At 67.0% G+C, this 15,378-nt stretch carries 14 protein-coding genes; 3 read left to right on the top strand and 11 right to left on the bottom strand.

Annotation, left to right across the window (positions count from 1 at the left end; translation table 11 throughout):
- Nucleotides 1-10 precede the first annotated feature (10 nt).
- The 11 genes from kdpB to B3E94_RS19870 form a co-directional block, all read right to left on the bottom strand.
- Entirely contained in the window at nt 11-2,065 is a 2,055-nt protein-coding gene (kdpB, locus tag B3E94_RS19920; protein ID WP_286914844.1) for a potassium-transporting ATPase subunit KdpB, read from the bottom strand.
- A gap of 10 nt (nt 2,066-2,075) precedes the next feature.
- On the bottom strand, nt 2,076-3,770 hold the full coding sequence (kdpA, locus tag B3E94_RS19915; RefSeq protein WP_286914843.1) for a potassium-transporting ATPase subunit KdpA: 1,695 nt from the start codon (nt 3,768-3,770) through the stop codon (nt 2,076-2,078).
- Between the two features lie 9 nt (nt 3,771-3,779).
- On the bottom strand, nt 3,780-3,869 hold the full coding sequence (gene kdpF / locus B3E94_RS19910; protein WP_176518325.1) for a K(+)-transporting ATPase subunit F: 90 nt from the start codon (nt 3,867-3,869) through the stop codon (nt 3,780-3,782).
- A gap of 220 nt (nt 3,870-4,089) precedes the next feature.
- Nucleotides 4,090-5,142: an AI-2E family transporter gene (locus B3E94_RS19905; protein ID WP_176516562.1), complete on the bottom strand. Its 1,053-nt coding sequence runs from the start codon at nt 5,140-5,142 to the stop codon at nt 4,090-4,092.
- A 12-nt stretch (nt 5,143-5,154) separates the two neighbouring features.
- Nucleotides 5,155-5,937 (bottom strand): DUF4892 domain-containing protein, encoded by a 783-nt coding sequence (locus tag B3E94_RS19900; RefSeq protein ID WP_286914842.1) that lies wholly within the window; start codon nt 5,935-5,937, stop codon nt 5,155-5,157.
- A 109-nt stretch (nt 5,938-6,046) separates the two neighbouring features.
- The gene (locus B3E94_RS19895; protein ID WP_176516566.1) at nt 6,047-6,901 is read right to left on the bottom strand and encodes an alpha/beta hydrolase; all 855 of its coding nucleotides are present in this window, start codon (nt 6,899-6,901) and stop codon (nt 6,047-6,049) included.
- Nucleotides 6,898-7,686: an alpha/beta fold hydrolase gene (locus tag B3E94_RS19890; protein ID WP_286914840.1), complete on the bottom strand. Its 789-nt coding sequence runs from the start codon at nt 7,684-7,686 to the stop codon at nt 6,898-6,900. Before B3E94_RS19890 ends, B3E94_RS19895 begins: the two co-directional genes overlap by 4 nt.
- 94 nt (nt 7,687-7,780) lie before the next feature.
- Nucleotides 7,781-8,152, bottom strand: a complete 372-nt coding sequence (locus B3E94_RS19885; RefSeq protein ID WP_176516569.1) for a hypothetical protein — start codon at nt 8,150-8,152, stop codon at nt 7,781-7,783.
- 113 nt (nt 8,153-8,265) lie between these two features.
- A complete protein-coding gene (sixA, locus tag B3E94_RS19880; RefSeq protein ID WP_176516571.1) occupies nt 8,266-8,724 on the bottom strand; it encodes a phosphohistidine phosphatase SixA in 459 nt (152 codons plus the stop codon).
- Complete coding sequence (locus B3E94_RS19875) at nt 8,721-9,068, bottom strand: DUF4389 domain-containing protein (protein ID WP_176516573.1); 348 nt, start codon at nt 9,066-9,068, stop codon at nt 8,721-8,723. The genes sixA and B3E94_RS19875 overlap by 4 nt, the downstream gene beginning before the upstream one ends.
- Before the next feature lie 28 nt (nt 9,069-9,096).
- On the bottom strand, nt 9,097-10,122 hold the full coding sequence (locus B3E94_RS19870) for an NAD(P)H-dependent glycerol-3-phosphate dehydrogenase (protein WP_176516575.1): 1,026 nt from the start codon (nt 10,120-10,122) through the stop codon (nt 9,097-9,099).
- Between the two features lie 115 nt (nt 10,123-10,237).
- Between B3E94_RS19870 and B3E94_RS19865 the strand changes: the two genes are divergently transcribed.
- The 3 genes from B3E94_RS19865 to B3E94_RS19855 are packed head-to-tail and all read left to right on the top strand — an operon-like array spanning nt 10,238 to nt 15,203.
- Nucleotides 10,238-12,385: a TonB-dependent receptor plug domain-containing protein gene (locus tag B3E94_RS19865; protein WP_286914838.1), complete on the top strand. Its 2,148-nt coding sequence runs from the start codon at nt 10,238-10,240 to the stop codon at nt 12,383-12,385.
- Entirely contained in the window at nt 12,385-13,275 is an 891-nt protein-coding gene (locus B3E94_RS19860) for an ABC transporter substrate-binding protein (RefSeq protein WP_176516579.1), read from the top strand. Before B3E94_RS19865 ends, B3E94_RS19860 begins: the two co-directional genes overlap by 1 nt.
- Nucleotides 13,272-15,203: an ATP-binding protein gene (locus B3E94_RS19855; protein ID WP_176516581.1), complete on the top strand. Its 1,932-nt coding sequence runs from the start codon at nt 13,272-13,274 to the stop codon at nt 15,201-15,203. The genes B3E94_RS19860 and B3E94_RS19855 overlap by 4 nt, the downstream gene beginning before the upstream one ends.
- Nucleotides 15,204-15,378: the final 175 nt, after the last annotated feature.

Here is a 15,378-nt window from a genome sequence, read left to right as displayed (position 1 = left end):
GATGGCCTCCTCAGACCAGGTGCAGGGCATTGAGCAGCAGGTCGATCAGCTTGATCCCGGCAAACGGCACGACGATGCCGCCCAGCCCGTAGATCAGCAGGTTGCGCCGCAGCAGGTGCGCCGCGCTCGCCGCTTGCACGCGCACGCCCCGCAGGGCCAGGGGGATCAGCACGATGATGATCAGCGCGTTGAACACGATCGCCGAGAGGATCGCGCTCTGCGGGCTGGCCAGGTGCATCAGGTTGAGCACGCCCAGCTGCGGGTAGATGGCGGCGAACAGCGCCGGCAGGATGGCGAAATACTTGGCCACGTCGTTGGCGATGGAGAAGGTGGTCAGCGCGCCGCGGGTCACCAGCAGCTCCTTGCCGACCTGCACCACGTCCAGCAGCTTGGTCGGGTCGCTGTCCAGGTCGACCATGTTGGCCGCCTCGCGCGCGGCCTGGGTGCCGTCGTTCATGGCCATGCCGACGTCGGCCTGGGCCAGCGCCGGGGCGTCGTTGGCGCCGTCGCCGCACATGGCCACCAGGCGGCCGTCGTTCTGCTCCTGGCGAATGCGCGCCAGCTTCTTCTCCGGGGTGGCTTCGGCGAGCACGTCATCCACGCCGGCTTCGGCGGCGATGGCCGCGGCGGTCAGCGGGTTGTCGCCGGTCACCATCACGGTACGGATGCCCAGCTTGCGCAGCTCGGCGAAGCGCTCGCGGATGCCGGGCTTGACCACGTCCTTGAGGTGGATCACGCCGAGCAGGCGCTTGTCGACGCACACCAGCAGCGGCGTGCCCCCGCTCTGGGCGATGCGCTCCACTTCGCGGGCCAGCGCGGCCGGCATTTCCAAACGTTGCATGCCGACGAAGGCCAGCACCGCATCGACCGCCCCTTTGCGGTAATGGTGCTGCTGGAAGTCGATGCCCGACAGGCGCGTCTCGGCGCTGAAAGCAATGGCGTCGAACTGCTCGGCCGCGGGCTCGACGAAGTCGTGCAACTGGCGCAGGTACTCGACGATCGACTTGCCTTCGGCGGTGTCATCGGCCAGCGACGCGAGCAAGGCGCCCTCGCCCAGCTCCTTGGCGGTGACCCCGGTGGCGGCATGCAGCGCGCTGCAACGGCGGTTGCCGAAGGTGATGGTGCCGGTCTTGTCGAGCATCAGCGTGTGCACATCGCCGGCCGCCTCGACGGCGCGGCCGGAGCGAGCGATCACGTTCAGGCGCACCAGGCGGTCCATGCCGGCGATGCCGATGGCCGAGAGCAGGCCACCGATGGTAGTCGGTATTAGCGTCACCAGCAGCGCGGCGAGGAAGATCAGCGGCAGGCTGCCACCGGCGAAGTGGGCGAACGGCTGCAGGGTCACCACCACGATCAGGAAGATCAGGGTCAGGCCGATCAGCAGGATATCCAGGGCGATCTCGTTGGGGGTCTTCTGCCGCTTGGCCCCTTCGACCAGGGCGATCATGCGGTCCAGGGTCGACTCGCCGGGGTTGCTGGTGACACGAATCAACAGCCAGTCGGAGACCAGCCGGGTGTTGCCGGTCACAGCCGAGCGGTCGCCGCCGGATTCGCGGATCACCGGGGCGGACTCGCCGGTGATGGCGGCCTCGTTGACCGCCGCGATGCCTTCGAGCACTTCGCCGTCGGCGGGGATCATCTCGCCCGACACCACCCGCACCACGTCGTCCTTGCGCAGTTGGCCGGCGGCCACCGTTTCGAACGTGCCGTCACTGCGCCGGCGTTGCGCGGTAAGGCCCTGGCTGCCGGCCTTGAGGCTGTCGGCGCGGGCCTTGCCGCGACCTTCGGCGAGGGCTTCGGCGAAGTTGGCGAAGAGCACGGTGAACCACAGCCACAGGGCGATCTGCACGGCAACCCCGGTGCTCACGCCACTGCCGGGGGCGAAGCACAGCACGGTGGTCAACACGGCCGTCAGGGCAACCACCAGCATCACCGGCGAGCGCTTGAGCTGGCGCGGGTCGAGCTTGACGAAAGCCTGCACCAGCGCCGGGCGCCAGAGCGCGGCGAAGCGGGTCTGGTCCTTGGCGCTGTGCGCGGCGTTCACTTCAGGAATGGGCATGTTCATGGTCAGCTCCTCAGAAACCCAGGCTCAGGTGTTCGGCGATCGGCCCAAGGGCCAGGGTCGGCAGGAAGGTCAGGCCACCGACCAGCAGGATGGTCACCAGCAGCAGGCCGGTGAACAGCGGGCCGTGGGTGGGGAAACTGTTCAGCCCCTGGGGCGCGCTTTTCTTCGCCGCCAGGCTGCCGGCCAGGGCCAGGATCGGCAGGATGTAGCCGAAGCGGCCGATGAGCATGGCCAGGCCGATCATCAGGTTGTGGAACACCGTGTTGGCGCCAAAGCCTGCGAATGCCGAGCCGTTGTTGGCGGTGGCCGAGGTGTAGGCGTACAACAGCTGGCTGAAACCATGCGGGCCCGGGTTGCTCACCGCACCGGCCGGGCCCGGCAGGCTGGCGGCGATGGCGCCGAGCACCAGCACGCCCACCGGCATCACCAGCAAGGTCGCCACCAGCAACTGCACCTCCCGCGCCTGCAGTTTCTTGCCCAGGTATTCCGGCGTGCGGCCAATCATCAGGCCTGCCAGGAACACGGCGATCAGCACGAACAGCAGCATGCCGTACAGCCCCGCGCCGACGCCGCCGAAGATCACCTCGCCGACCATCATGTTGACCATCGCCACCATGCCGGTGAGCGGGTTGAGGCTGTCGTGCATGGCGTTGACCGAGCCGTTGGAGGCAGCCGTGGTGGTCACCGTCCAGAGCACCGAGGCGGTGGTGCCGAAGCGGCTCTCCTTGCCTTCCAGGGGCGGCGCCTGCTCGATCTGGGCGCTCTGCAGGGCCGGGTTGGGCTGGTACTCCGACCACAGCGCGGTGCCGCCGCCGATCAGGAACAGGCTGAGCATGCAGGCGAGGATCGCGCGGCTCTGGCGCAGGTCCTTGACGTAGTGCCCGAAGGTGAACACCAGCGCCACCGGGATCAGGATGATCGAGGCCACCTCGAACAGGTTGCTCCAGGCCGTGGGGTTCTCGAACGGGTGCGCCGAGTTGACGCCGAAGAAGCCGCCGCCGTTGGTGCCCAGCTGCTTGATGGCAATCTGGCTGGCGGCCGGGCCGAGCGGGATGCTCTGGTCGGCGCCTTGCAGGGTCACGGCGTGGGCGTAGTCGGCGAAGGTTTGCGGCACGCCCTGCCACACCAGCAGCAGCGCCAGCACCAGGCACAGCGGCAGCAGGCCGTAGAGGGTGGCGCGGGTCATGTCGGCCCAGAAGTTGCCCAGGCTGGAGGTTGAACGGCGGGCGATGCCGCGGCACAGGGCGACCAGCACGGCCAGGCCGGTGGCGGCGCTGACGAAGTTCTGCACGGTCAGGCCCAGCATCTGGCTCAGGTAGCTGACCGAGGCCTCGCCGCTGTAGGCCTGCCAGTTGGTGTTGGTGATGAAGCTCACTGCGGTGTTGAAGGCCAGCGACCATTCCTGGCCCGGCAGGTGCTGCGGGTTGAGCGGCAGGTAGCCTTGCAACAGCAGGACTGCAAACAGCAGCAGGAAGCCGGCCAGGTTGAAGGCCAGCAGTGCCAGGGCGTACTGCTTCCAGTTCTGCTCTTGCTCGGCCTTGACCCCGGCAAGGCGGTAGCAGCCGCGTTCGACGGGGCCCAGCAGCGGCGTCAGCCAGGTGCGTTGGCCCTCCATGACCTTGTAGTAGAAGCGCCCCAGCCAAGGTGCCGGCAGCAGCACGATGGCGAAAAACGCCAGCAGCAAAGCGAAGTCGTAACTGTGCATGGCCACTCCCTAGCTGCGATCGGCGCGCAGCAGCGCCACCAGCAGGTAAACCGCCAATGCCACTGCAAGGAACAGTGACAGCCCGTCGAGCATGTACATGAGTGGAACTCCCCGTGGTGCGGCTTGGGCCGCTTTGGGGAAATTGTCCGAGGGAGGGGCGTAAAGGGGCGAGAGCGAGGGGTGGGGGTGGGAATAAAGAAAGCGTAAAGATTTGGGTTTTGCGGTGGTTTTACCGGCCTCATCGCCGGCAAGCCGGCTCCCACAAGGTTCGGCGCAGGGCCTGTGGGAGCCGGCTTGCCGGCGATAGGGCCGGTACAGGCTAGCGCTGCGGCGTCTGCTGCCCCGCGTTGCGGCTCCAGTCCAGCAGCAGGCTGTAGCCCACTGCCAGCAAGGTCGGCCCGATGAACAAGCCAATGAAGCCAAAGGCAATCAGGCCACCGAACACTCCGAGCAGCACGATCACCAACGGCAAATTGCCGCCGCGGCTGATCAGGTAAGGCTTGAGCACGTTGTCCACGCCACTGATGACGAAGGTGCCCCAGATACCCAGGAACACCGCCATCCCGTATTCCCCCTTCCACACCAGCCAAGCGGTCGCGGGGATCCAGGCCAGCGGCGGCCCCATGGGGATCAGGCTCAGCATGAACGTCACCAGGCCCAGCACGATGGCGCCGGGCACACCGGCGATCACGAAGCCGATCAGCGCCAGCAGCGCCTGGGCCGCGGCGGTGCCGATCACGCCGTTGACCACCCGCTGCACGGTACCTGCCACCAACTCCAGGTAATACTCGGCGCGATCACCCGCCAGCCGCTGCAGCAGGCGCAGCACAAAAGCCGCCAGGCGCGGGCCGTCACGGTAGAAGAAGAACACGAACACCAGGCTCAGGGACAATTCCAGCATCCCGCTGCCGATCTGCGCACTGCGCGCCAGCAGCCAGTTGCCCACCTGGCCCAGGTACGGCTTGACCGAAGCCATCAGCGCGGCGCCTTGCTGGTCCATCGATTGCCACCAGCGGACCAGGCGCTCACCCACCAGGGGCACGCTGCCCAGCCAGTCCGGCGCCTCGGGCAGGCCACCGACCTGCACGTCACGCACGAAGGCCGTCGCGTCGCGGATGTGGTCGGCCAGGTTGAACCCCAGCCACACCAGCGGCAACGCCACGATCAGGATCCAGGCGCTGGTCAGCAGGCTCGCGGCCAGGGTTTCGCGCCCGCCGAGCACCCGCGTCAGCAGGCGCATCAATGGCCAGCTGGCAAAGGCCAGGATGGCGCCCCACAACAAGGCTGAAATGAAAGGCGCCATCACCCACAACGCGGCGCCAAGCAAAGCCAGCAATACGATCTGGACCAACAGGCGGTCATGGTTGGCCATGGTGGCACTCGTTCAACGGATCAGTTCCAGGTGCAGGCCATCGGTAGGGGCGCTGCCGACTTCGAGGCGGTTGCTGCGCACCCCGGCCTTGACCAGTTGCTCGCGCCAGCTTTCGGCCTGTTCGCCGCTGAGGCTGGCACGCAGGGTGCTGTCCAGGTTCAGGCTGCGGCTGAGCAAGCCGACCCAGGCCGGCTGTGGCGCACTCAGGTCAGGGTAGTCGAGCTTGCCGGTGTCACGCATTTCGCGCAGCACGGTGGCGGCCGTGGGCAGCAGGTCGCCGAGCGGGCTGCCGGCCACGAACTCTTCCACGTGCAGGTAGGCGCGGCGGTTGCCGCGGGTGACGCTGTACAGCGCAACCAGGGTGTCGGCCTCTTCGGCGGAGCGGCGCAGGAGGATGAATGCCTGCTGCTCGTCGCCGCCATTGAGGCGCGCGTTGCCGAACACATCGTTGGCCCACAGGCTGGCTTCACCGCAGTCGCGGCCCTGGCACCAGAACAGCGGGTAGCCGCCGTCGTGCTGCAATTCCTCGCGGGCACTGGTGAAGGCTTCGCGCGCGGTACGCTCGACCGGCAGCTCGTAGGTCACCGAGCTGACCAGGCCGCGGCTCTCGACCTTGTCGTCGACGCGCAGGCGGCCGCTGATCTTGCGCAGCGGGCCCATCGGGTAGATGCGCTCCTGCTCCACGGCCGGGCGCTGGTCGACCACCTTGGCATCCACCGGCACTGGCAGGCTGCCGGCCCACAACAACGGGCTGGCGAGCCCCAGGCAGCCGGCAACGAGAACTCGAATGCTCATCGGCCACCCATGCCGCACGCGGCGCCGGTGAAAAGTTGATGGATGTCTGGCATGTACATGGTTGTCTCCCTGTTCAACCCGCCAAGCCTCGACACTTGTCCGGTGCAAGTCAAGCAAAGCCAAAGAAGCGATTGAAACAGTCTGCGACAAGGGCCGCACCCTGTTCGTCGTTCAGGTGCAGGTGATGCCCGCCGGGCAACACCACTTGCTCGAAGGGTAGCTGCTCCAGCAGTTCGGTGTGGCGCGCCAGCATGCCGTCGGCGGCCACCACCAGGCAGGCCGGGCACGCGACGCGGCGCACATGGGCCATCGCCTGGGCCTGGCTCAGGCGCACCGGCGAGGGCAAGGTCAGGCGGCTGTCGCTGCGCCAGCTGTATCCGCCGGGCACGGGCATCAGCCCGCGCTGGGCCAGCAGCTCGGCGGCCTCGCGGCTGACGGCGACCATGCCCTTCATGCGCGCCTGCACGCCCTGCTCCAGGCTCGGGTACACCGACTTGCGCTTGCCATCCAGGCGCAGCTGGGCCTGCAGGGCCATCCCCAAGCGCTCGCCGGCGTCCTGTTCGGCGCCGGTGGGCGGGATGACGCCGTCGATCAGCGCCAGGTGGCTGACCCGATCAGGCAAGGCACTGGCCAGTTGCAGCGAGATGATCGCCCCCAGCGAATGCCCCAACAGGGCAAAGCGCTGCCAGCCCAGCTGTTCGGCCACCCGCAGCACGTCGTGGGCGTAGTCGGCCAGGGCGTAGCCTGCGCCTGGCGGGCGGTGTTCGGAGTAACCGTGCCCGGCAAGGTCCAGGGCGACGATGCGCAGGCCTTTGAGTTGCGGCGCCAGGCGGGCGAAGCTGTTGGCATTGTCCAGCCAGCCATGCAGGGCGATCACCGGCAGGCCGTCCTGCGGGCCGAACAGGTGCGCGGCCAGTTCGATATGGCCCAGGCTCAGGCGCACTTCCTCGACCTGCGCGCTCATGCCTGGCTCCAGCGGTCGAACAGGCCCTTGATCAGGCTGGCGGTATCGGTCGGGCGCTCCAGCGGGAACATGTGGCCGCCGGGCACACTGTGGTATTCGCCCCTGGGCATGCCGCGCACGGCCAGGGTGTGATGGTGGCGGATCACATTGCTGCGATCGCCGCGCACCATCGCCAGCGGCACCTGCAGTTGCCGCGCGGGGGCTGGGCTGGCGTGGGGGATGCTGCGGTAGATGCTGATTTCGGTGGCCGGGTCGAAGCGCAGGCGCAGGCCCTGCTCGCCCTCCTCCAGGCCATGTTGCAGATAGGCTTCGAGGCATTCGGGGTCGAAATGGCGGAACAGGCTTTTGCTGGCGAAGTAGTCCCGTGCGCTGTCGCGGTCGCTGAAGGCCTCGCGCCGGCCCAGGGTGCGCCCTGCCGGGGTGATGCGGTCGATGAAGCCAAAGCGCTTGGCGGTGCGCAGCAGCCACTGGTCGGCGCGGGTCAGCACCGGCGAATCCAGCATCACCACGCCGCGGTAGTACTGCGGGCAACGCAAGGCCGCATGCAGGTGCAGCACGCCGCCCAGGGAATGGCCCACGCCCCACACCGGGGACTCCTGGCTGGCCAGGTGGTGCAGCAGTTCATCCACCAGATTCTGCCAGTTTTCGTTGACCGGGAAGCGCGGGTCGTGGGCGTGCTGGGCCAGGTGGCTGACCTGGTAGTCCGGCGCCAGGGCAGCGAACAGCTTGCCGTAGGTGGCCGAGGGAAAACCGTTGGCATGGGCGAAGAAGATCTGCTGCGACATGGCGCCTGGTCCGGACCGAGGAATGATGGCCTATTGTCGGCATCCTGCCGCCGCACGGCAACGTCCGGAAAGGTCATCGCCAAGGGTGTTCAGGTCAGGGGTTGTTGTCGAAGCTGGCCAACGAGCGCTGCAGGCAGGCCTGCATGTAGGCCAGTTGCCCTTCCAGCGCCTCGCGGGCCAGGCGCTGATCCTGGTAGTCGAGCTGCAGGCGCCGCAGCGCCAGGCAACTGGCCTGCAGCAGGTGGGAAACCCGCAGGCAGGCGTCCTGGAGCTTGCGCAGTTCTTCCTCGCCCTGCAGGTTGCTGGCCTGTTCGGGCCCTGCGCTGCGCACCTTGCCCAGCAGGTGATACAGCTTGGCGTCGGCCGATTCGCGCAACAGGCTGTACTGGGCATAGTCCAGTACCTCGCCTTCGTTGAGTTTTTCCAGCGTGGGCTGCAGGTCCAGCGAACGTATCAGTTCTGCCATCAGACCACTCATACAACACTCCCTGGCAGGTTCAGCCACTGATCGATCCGGGTGCAACGCTAGCAATGGATCCAATGCCCCGGCAACTGGCAAAAAACGCCAGTTGCCGTCGATCAGTGAGGCGAACTGATCGCCCGCAGGGTCATCAGGCCTGCCAACGGCCAGTCTCCCTCAAGCTCTGCAAGGCTTGCAGTGCTCATGGCGGCCGGTTGCTGGCCGTGGCCATGCTCGAGCATGCCCACCAACGTCCCGACCAGCGGTTGGTGGCTGACCAGCAAAACATGCTCCAGGCCCAGCCGTTCGATCTCGCCGATGGCCTGTTGCACGCTGCTTTCGGGGGTGAGCCAGGGCACCGTGCGCACCGGTTCGGCGAAGCCCAGGGTGTCGTGCACCAGCGCTGCGGTCTGCTGGGCGCGCACGTAGGGGCTGGCGATGATCGCCTGCAACGGTTGCCCGAGCAGCCGCGCGGCGCTGTGCAGCACCTGCTCGCGGCCATGGGCGGTGAGCCGCCGCTCGGCGTCGGTGTTGGCCCGCGGCTCCGCTTCACCGTGGCGCAAAACCCACAGCTTCACAGCTTGGGCTCCTCGTCGCGTGCCGGGTGTGGCGCCGGGGCCACGGCGTGCGGGGTTTCGCCTTCGGGGGCACGCGGCGCCGGCCAGTCGGCGAACGGCCAAGGCTTGTTGTCGGTGTGGAAGGTGCCGAAGCGGCCGATCTGCGCCAGGTACTGGCTGAGGCTGTCGCCAAAGTTCATCAGGCTGGCGCTGGGCGCGCCGTAGACCAGCCGGTAGATCAGCTGCACCAGCACCAGGCCGCCCAGCAGCAGCTCGGCCAGTTGCCAGACCACCAGGAACACCAGCATCCACAGCACGCGCAGGATGATCGACTCGCGCTGGGCGCGCTCGGGGGTATCGTTCATGTCTTGCTCCTTGCTCAGTGTCGGCGGCTCAGTTGAAACCGCTGGTGGAAATGAAGTCGACGTCGGTCTTGGGCTCGGCCCGCATCAGGCGCTCGATGACCTGGTTGAGCGTGCGGCCTTCGAAGAGGATGGCGTGCAGGCCAGCCACCAGCGGCATGTACACCTGCACTTGCTCGGCCTTGGCCTTGAGCACCTTGAGGGTGTTGACCCCCTCGGCCACCTCGCCCAGGCGGTTGACCGCCTCTTCCAGGCTCAGGCCCTGGCCCAGCGCGTGGCCGACCTGGTAGTTGCGGCTCTTGGGCGAGGAGCAGGTGACGATCAGGTCGCCGACCCCGGCCAGGCCGAGGAACGTCATCGGGTTGGCACCCTGGCTCACGGCAAAGCGGGTCATTTCGGCCAGCGCGCGGGTGATCAGCATGCTCTTGGTGTTCTCGCCCATATCCAGGGCCACGGCCATGCCGGCGATGATCGCGTAGACGTTCTTCAGCGCACCGCCCAGCTCGACGCCGAAGCGGTCGGCACTGGCGTAGACGCGGAAGGTGCGCCCGTGCAGCACGGCCTGCACACGCTGGCACAGTGCTTCGTCTTCACTGGCGACCACGGTGGCGGTCAGCGCGTGCTCGGCGATCTCGCGCGCCAGGTTCGGGCCGGACAGCACACCGATTCGGGCCTGGGGCGCGATCTCCTCGAGAATCTGGCTCATCAGCTTGAAGCTCTGCGCCTCGATGCCCTTGGTCAGGCTGACCAGGCATTTGCCCCGCAAAAGCTCGGCATGCGGGGCCAGCACGCTGCGCAGGGCGCTCGATGGCAGGGCAACGAAAACCAGGTCGCAGGCCTGCAAGGTCGCCAGCAGGTCGTTGACCGGCTCGACGCCATCGTGCAGGCGGATGCCCTTGAGGTAGCGCGGGTTCTCGCGGTTGACGCGCATCGCCTCGGCCTGCTCGGGGTCGCGCATCCATTGGCGCACCGGCACACCGTTCTCGGCCAGCAGGTTCGCCACGGCGGTGCCGAAGCTGCCGCCTCCCAGAACTGCAACAGGTTGCTGTTCAGTCATATTCAATCCGTTAAAGCCATAAGTTAAGTGGCGACCCCGCCATTATACGGCGCGCCTGCGCCAGAGCCAGTGGCCATGCGGTAGATCACTGGCAAAACCGCACCGGTCAGTTAACATGCGTGTTTCAACCCTGATACAAGGCCGTATCGTGTTTCCTGGCACGCCTCCCTACCCTCGCCTGCTGCTGCTCACCGCCTTGCTCGGCGGCCCGGCCATGGCCGACGATCTGTTCATCGACAACACCGACCTGCCGCAGGTTCTGACCGCCACGCGGCTCAAACAATCCCCGGCAGCGGTGCCAGGCAGCATGACCGTGCTCGACAGCGAACTGATCCGTGCCAGCGGTGCCCGCGACATCCCGGAGTTGCTGCGCCTGGTACCGGGCATGATGATCGGCTATGGCGCCGGCAACCAGCCGACCGTCAACTATCACGGCACCAACGTCAACGAAGCGCGGCGCATGCAGGTGTTGATCGATGGCCGCTCGGTGTACCGCGCGGGCCTGGCCACGGTGGACTGGAGCGACATCCCGGTGGCGCTGGAGGATATCGAGCGCATCGAGGTGTTCCGCGGCCCCAACACCGTCAGCTACGGCGCCAACGCGCTGATGGCGGTGGTCAACATCCTCACCCGCAACCCGGCCGACAGCCACGGCACGCGCATGAAGCTGACCCGCGGCCAGGACGGCATCGACGACTACTACCTCAGCCACGGCCTGGGCTGGGACGGCGGCGACCTGCGCCTTTCGGTGTCGGGCCAGAAGGACGATGGTTTCGATGAAAACCAGTTCGGCCAGGACTACCGCGACAGCCGCCGGGCGAACCGCTTCAACCTCAGCGTCAGCCATACCCTGGCACCGAACCAGACCCTGGAATGGCAACTGGCGGCCAAGGAAGGCAGCAACCAGCGGCCCTACACCTACCAGCCGGTGTTCCCCTTCGTCACCGAAAGCGGCGACAACGCCGACGTCAATGCCAAGGATTACGCCGGCTCCGTGCGCTGGAACATCGACTTCAACCCCGAGCACAGCCTCTATGTGCAGGGCTCGGCGCAGCATTTCGACCGCCAGCAGGTCTGGCGCGCCTGCGACGCGGCGCTGTCGTTCAGCCCGGAGCTGACCCGGCTGTGGCAGCTGAACCCGAATTTCGCCGAGCTGGTGGCACGCGGCGCCAACAACCCGCCCAGCAGCAGCAACCCCGAAGAGCAGGCGCTGGTCAATGCGATCAAGGATCAGTGGAACAACCAGGGCGGCAGCAACGTGGTGTGCGGCGATGTCGACCAGAGCACCCGAGAAACCCGCTACGACCTGGAAATCCAGGACACCCTGAGCCTCACCGACAGCCTGCGCCTGCTCAGCGGCATGAACTACCGCTACGACCGCGCCGACTCGCAGACCTACTTCGACGGCAGCCTCGACGACCAGACCTGGCGTCTGTTCGGCCAGCTCGAATGGCGCGCCGACGAGCACTGGATCCTGCAGGGCGGTGCGATGTTCGAAGACTCGAAGCTGTCCGGCAGCTCGCTGACCCCGCGCATGGCGGTGAACTACCTGATCACCCCGCGCCACGGCTTGCGCGCGGTGTATTCCGAGGCGGTGCGCTCGCCCGACATGTTCGAGAACAACGTCAACTGGAGCTACACGGTCAAGAACCTGACCCCCAACGCCTTCGGCCAGCAGCACGGCGAATACTTCGTCAAGACCCGCGGCCCGGGCGACCTCGAGCAGGAGCGCATGCGCTCGCGCGAACTGGGCTACAACGGCCAGTTCAGCGACATCGACCTGAACATGGATGTGAAGCTGTTCTACGACGAGATCACCGGAATGATCAGCGAGCCTTTGCGCAACAACCAGTACATCGCCAGCAATGCCAACAAGGCCCGCTTCACCGGCAGCGAAGCGCAGTTCGACTGGCGCGCCACCCGCCGCGACCGCCTGCGCCTGACCTATGCCTATGTCGACGCCTGGGCCAGCAACCCCGCCGACAGCGCCAACACCGCCCGCAACAGCGGCTCGGCCGGCTGGCTGCGCGAATGGGGCCAGGGCTGGTCGAGCGCGCTGTTCTACTATGGCGACGATGCACTCAACCAGTACCGCTACGAACGCGTCGACCTGCGCGTGGCCAAGCGTTTTCGCATCCAGGGCAGCAACCTGGAGCTGGCCGCGCTGTGGCAGCAGCGCCTGGACGATGAACCGACCACCCTGGTGCAGAACCGCTACGACAGCCGCCACCGCCTGAGCGTGAGCGCGGAGCTGGAGTTCTGATGGCCCGTCTGCTGCGCCTGCTGCTGTTCTGTCTCTGGCCCCTGGGCTCGCTGTGCGCCAGCGAGATCCTGGTGGTCGGTGGCGAGGATCAGCCCGGCATCCGCAGCTTCGCCACGGCCCTGGAAAGCCGTCGCAGCCATGACCAGGTGCGGTTCCAGACCGTCGCCGAACTGCCGCGCCCCAGCCAACTGAAGGCCGACACGCGCCTGGTGCTGCTCGACAGCGCCGCGCTGGACTGGCGCCTGGCGGAAAACGCCGGGCCGCCGGCCCTGGCCATGCGCATCAGCCGGGTGCAGGCCGAGCAGCGCCTGGGAAAGTCGCGCCCCGGCTACCTGACCCTGCTGTGGAGTGACCCGCCGCTGGCCCGGCAGTTGCGCCTGGCCCGCTACCTGCTGCCGCAGGCCCAGCGCATCGGTGTGCTGTATGGCGAGCACAGCCACTTCCTGGTCGATGAACTGCGCCAGGCGGCGCGCCCGCTGGGCCTGGAAATCGTCGCCCAGGACTGGCCCGACCAGCGTGACAGCCGGCCCCTGCAGCACCTGCTGGGCAGCAGCGACGTGCTGCTGGGCCTGGACGACCCCGACCTGTACAACTCCAAGACCGCAAAGAATGTGCTGCTCAGCAGCTACGGCCGGCAGATGGCGCTGATCGGCCCGAACGCAGGTTTTGTCCGCGCCGGCGCCCTGGCCAGCACCTACAGCGACCAGGACGACTGGCTGGCGGTACTCGACCAGTTGCTCGACCACCCGCCCGCGCGCTGGCCGCGCAGCCTGTACCCGGCCCGTTTCGGGGTCAGCGGCAACCAGCAGGTGGCACGTGCCCTGGGCCTTGAAGCGATCGATCCGAAGGCCACTGCCAAGGCCCTGGCCGAAGGAGAACCCACCCCATGAGCAAACGCCTGAGCTGGGACATCCACACCCGCACCCAGATCATCAGCCTGGGCCCGGCGCTGCTGCTGACCCTGCTGCTGATCAGCTTCTTTACCTTCGTGCGCATCCAGGACCTGCGCCAGGAGCTCAACCACACCGGCCAGCTGATCGCCAACCAGCTCGCGCCGGCCTCCGAGTACGGGGTGATCTCCGGCAACAACGAAGTGCTCGAAGGCCTGATGCGCGCCACCTTGAGCATCCCCCACGTGCGCTTTCTCGAGGTCCAGGACAGCCGCAACCATATCCTGGTGTACGTCGAGCAGTCCGACGAGAGCAGCAACCGGGCGCAGCGGGTCGAAGTGTTCCAGGCGCCGATCCGCCTGCAGCAGATTCGCCTGGACAACGATTTCCTCCAGGAAGGCAAAGCCTCGCCGCCGTCGATCGGCGACGATTATCTAGGGCGGGTGATCGTCGGCATGTCGGATGACGCCTTCAGCCAGCGCCAGCAGGAAATCGTCATCAAGGCCGGCATCCTGGCGCTGTTCGCATTGCTCTTCACCTTCTTGCTCGCGCGCCGCCTGGCGCTGAGCCTGGCCAAGCCGATCAGCGACATGGGCCACGCGGTCAAGGCCATCCAGCAAGGCGAATACGACGCACCGCTGCCGGAGGTCGACGACAGCGAACTGGGCCATCTGGCACGCCATATCAACAACCTGGCCAGCGCCCTGGAGCAGGCCAGCGTCGAGCAGAAGCAGGCGATTGCGCAGCTGATCCAGGCCCGTGAGGAGGCCGAGCAGGCCAACGGCGCCAAGTCGGAATTCCTGGCGATGATGAGCCACGAGTTGCGCACGCCCATGAATGGCGTGCTGGGCATGCTGCAGCTGCTGGAAACCACCCAGTTGACCAGCGAGCAGGCCGAATACACGGCCGTGGCCAGCGAATCCACCGGGCACCTGCTGAAGGTGATCAACGACATCCTCGACTTCTCGCGGATCGAGCGCACCACCCTGGAGCTCGAGCGCATCGACTTCAACCTGGGCGAGCTGGTGGCCAGCAGCGTGCAGTCGTTCCAGCACAGCGCACAGCAGCGCGGGCTGGAGCTGCACCTGCAACTGCCGGAGGGCGACGAGCAGGTCCAGGTGGTCGGCGACCCGACGCGCATTCGCCAGGTGCTATTGAACCTGGTGGGCAACGCCTTGAAGTTCACCGAACGCGGCCAGGTGCAGGTGCAGGCGCGCTGGCAGGTGCTCGACCGCCAACAGCTGTGGTTCACCTGCAGCGTGCGCGACACGGGCATCGGCATCGACAGCGAGCGCCTGGAGATGATGTTCGTCGCCTTCCAGCAGGCCGACAGTTCGATTTCCCGCCGTTATGGCGGCACCGGCCTGGGCCTGTCGATCGCCCGCACCCTGGCCGAGCGCATGGGCGGCAAGCTGCGTGGCGAAAGCCGCGAGGGCCTGGGCTCGACCTTCACCCTGGAAATGCCCCTGGCCCTGGCCAGCCCCGCGCCTGCGGCGTTGCCGGGCAGCACCCTGGAGCCGGCGCCGATGGCTGCAGGCGAGCGCATCCTGCTGGTGGAGGACAATCCGGTCAATCAAAGCGTCATCGAGGCCATGTTGCGCAGCCTGGGCCTGGAAGTGAGCGTGGCCCACGACGGCCTCCAGGCCGTCGAGCAGGTCAGCCAGCAGCGTTTTTCCGCGGTGCTGATGGATTGCCGCCTGCCCCAGCTGGACGGTTACGAGGCCACCCGGCGCATCCGCCTTTTGCCCGGCACCGCGCAGCTGCCGATCATCGCCCTGACCGCCAACGCGCTGCAGGGCGATCGTGAACGCTGCATGGCCGCGGGCATGAACGATTACCTGAGCAAACCGTTCCGCCGCACCGACCTGCAAAGGATATTGCAACGCTGGTTACCTGGCCGGACAGCCGCGACTGGCGATAAATGCTAAAGTGCGGCAGTCTTAAGGACTGGACAGGACCTTCGCCGGCCCTGAAAATAGACGTTTCAGTGCACACCTGTACTTCTTTCGCCAGGTGCGCTGTGACTTTCACCACAACGCAATAGTCTACCTGTAGGCTGCCGCCCGGAGAGATGCCGGGTTGGCCGGGAAGATTCATCCCCTG

The organism is Pseudomonas sp. UBA6315 (assembly GCF_002438125.1).
In the GTDB taxonomy this organism is placed as follows: Bacteria; Pseudomonadota; Gammaproteobacteria; order Pseudomonadales; family Pseudomonadaceae; genus Aquipseudomonas; species Aquipseudomonas faucium.
This window is presented reverse-complemented; position numbering and strand designations above follow the sequence as displayed.

Excerpts from the sequence above, each read along its gene's own strand:
- B3E94_RS19905 (WP_176516562.1), bottom strand. The coding sequence starts at position 5,142 with ATGGCCAACCATGACCGCCTGTTGGTCCAGATCGTATTGCTGGCTTTG.
- kdpB (WP_286914844.1), bottom strand. The coding sequence starts at position 2,065 with ATGAACATGCCCATTCCTGAAGTGAACGCCGCGCACAGCGCCAAGGAC.
- B3E94_RS19860 (WP_176516579.1), top strand. The coding sequence starts at position 12,385 with ATGGCCCGTCTGCTGCGCCTGCTGCTGTTCTGTCTCTGGCCCCTGGGC.
- B3E94_RS19870 (WP_176516575.1), bottom strand. The coding sequence starts at position 10,122 with ATGACTGAACAGCAACCTGTTGCAGTTCTGGGAGGCGGCAGCTTCGGC.
- B3E94_RS19865 (WP_286914838.1), top strand. The coding sequence starts at position 10,238 with ATGCGTGTTTCAACCCTGATACAAGGCCGTATCGTGTTTCCTGGCACG.
- B3E94_RS19885 (WP_176516569.1), bottom strand. The coding sequence starts at position 8,152 with ATGGCAGAACTGATACGTTCGCTGGACCTGCAGCCCACGCTGGAAAAA.
- B3E94_RS19875 (WP_176516573.1), bottom strand. The coding sequence starts at position 9,068 with ATGAACGATACCCCCGAGCGCGCCCAGCGCGAGTCGATCATCCTGCGC.
- B3E94_RS19890 (WP_286914840.1), bottom strand. The coding sequence starts at position 7,686 with ATGTCGCAGCAGATCTTCTTCGCCCATGCCAACGGTTTTCCCTCGGCC.
- kdpF (WP_176518325.1), bottom strand. The coding sequence starts at position 3,869 with ATGTACATGCTCGACGGGCTGTCACTGTTCCTTGCAGTGGCATTGGCG.
- B3E94_RS19900 (WP_286914842.1), bottom strand. The coding sequence starts at position 5,937 with ATGAGCATTCGAGTTCTCGTTGCCGGCTGCCTGGGGCTCGCCAGCCCG.
- B3E94_RS19855 (WP_176516581.1), top strand. The coding sequence starts at position 13,272 with ATGAGCAAACGCCTGAGCTGGGACATCCACACCCGCACCCAGATCATC.
- kdpA (WP_286914843.1), bottom strand. The coding sequence starts at position 3,770 with ATGCACAGTTACGACTTCGCTTTGCTGCTGGCGTTTTTCGCCATCGTG.
- B3E94_RS19895 (WP_176516566.1), bottom strand. The coding sequence starts at position 6,901 with ATGAGCGCGCAGGTCGAGGAAGTGCGCCTGAGCCTGGGCCATATCGAA.